Below are 1,138 nucleotides of genomic sequence, written 5' to 3' on the forward strand. Positions count from 1 at the left end.
TACTATAGTTTTTGTCCTGAACTTAAAAATGATGGTAAAACAGCTGCTGGAACACCTGTACACGTCCAATTCCTAGGCAATAATCCAGAGATGCTGGCAGCAAATGCGGCAAAAGTCGTTGAACTGGGTGCTCCTGCAATCGACCTTAATTTTGGTTGTCCTGCAAAAACCGTCAATCGACATCGAGGTGGTTCGGTACTTCTTGATGAACCAGACGTAGTACATATGCTCATTAAAGCTGTTCGAGATGCTGTACCTGCGCACATCCCTGTTTCAGCAAAAATGCGTTTAGGTTATCTAGATGAAAACCACACCATGGAAAATGCCCATGCAGTTGAAGATGCGGGTGCAAGCTGGTTAACAGTACATGCTCGAACTAAAGCAGATGGTTATACGCCACCAGCTTATTGGGAAAAAATTCTACCGATTAAAGAAGCTTTAAAAATTAATGTGATTGCTAACGGCGAAATCTGGACCAATGCTGATGCTAGAGCTTGCCAGCAACAATCTGGCTGTGAAGATTTAATGATTGGCCGTGGTGCAGTGACTACTCCAGATTTAACACAATGTATTCGCCAAAATATGGATGAAGCACTGTTTACTTGGGAACAACTGGTTGACTTACAAATACGTTTTTTAAATGGTCAAGCAAAAACAGAAATTGGGATGGTTGGCCGTTATAAGCAGTGGTTAGGTATGATGACAAAAGCCTATCCTCAAGCGAAAGAATTATGGGACCAAGTGAAACGCATTAAAGCTTTAGATGAAATTGTTCAGCAGCTAGAGCAAACCAGTTCTTCTCGTATTTAATCACTCAAACAAAAGAGAGCGATTGTTTAGACAACCGCCCTCTTTTGGTATTTCAGGTTAAGTAATTATTAATTATTTTTTTAAAAGCCACTTACTTTCATTTTAAAGTCGGTCACCGAAGCACCCGTAACTCCAAAACTCCCCATAGACCCATTGGGTAAATTATTAAAGGTTGTTGTACTTTGTGTACCTAAATTTCCTAAAGTCACATTGTTAAGTGATGCATCAAATTTACTAGATACACCTATATTTCCAAAGGTAAGTCCTGTCGGGTCAACCCCAGCATAAAATCCATCAAGAACAAAACCCGTTGACGCATTCGTACCTG

At 40.3% G+C, this 1,138-nt stretch carries 1 protein-coding gene and 1 pseudogene; one reads left to right on the forward strand and one right to left on the reverse strand.

The features are described from left to right. Nucleotides 1-810 (forward strand): tRNA dihydrouridine synthase (locus VXQ92_RS19955; RefSeq protein WP_416682957.1); only part of this gene is annotated, 810 nt, incomplete at its 5' end. An 80-nt stretch (nt 811-890) separates the two neighbouring features. Here VXQ92_RS19955 and VXQ92_RS19960 read toward each other — a convergent pair. Then, nucleotides 891-1,138, reverse strand: a pseudogene (locus VXQ92_RS19960) (hypothetical protein); the annotation flags it as partial.

The organism is Acinetobacter sp. 228, from assembly GCF_048147885.1.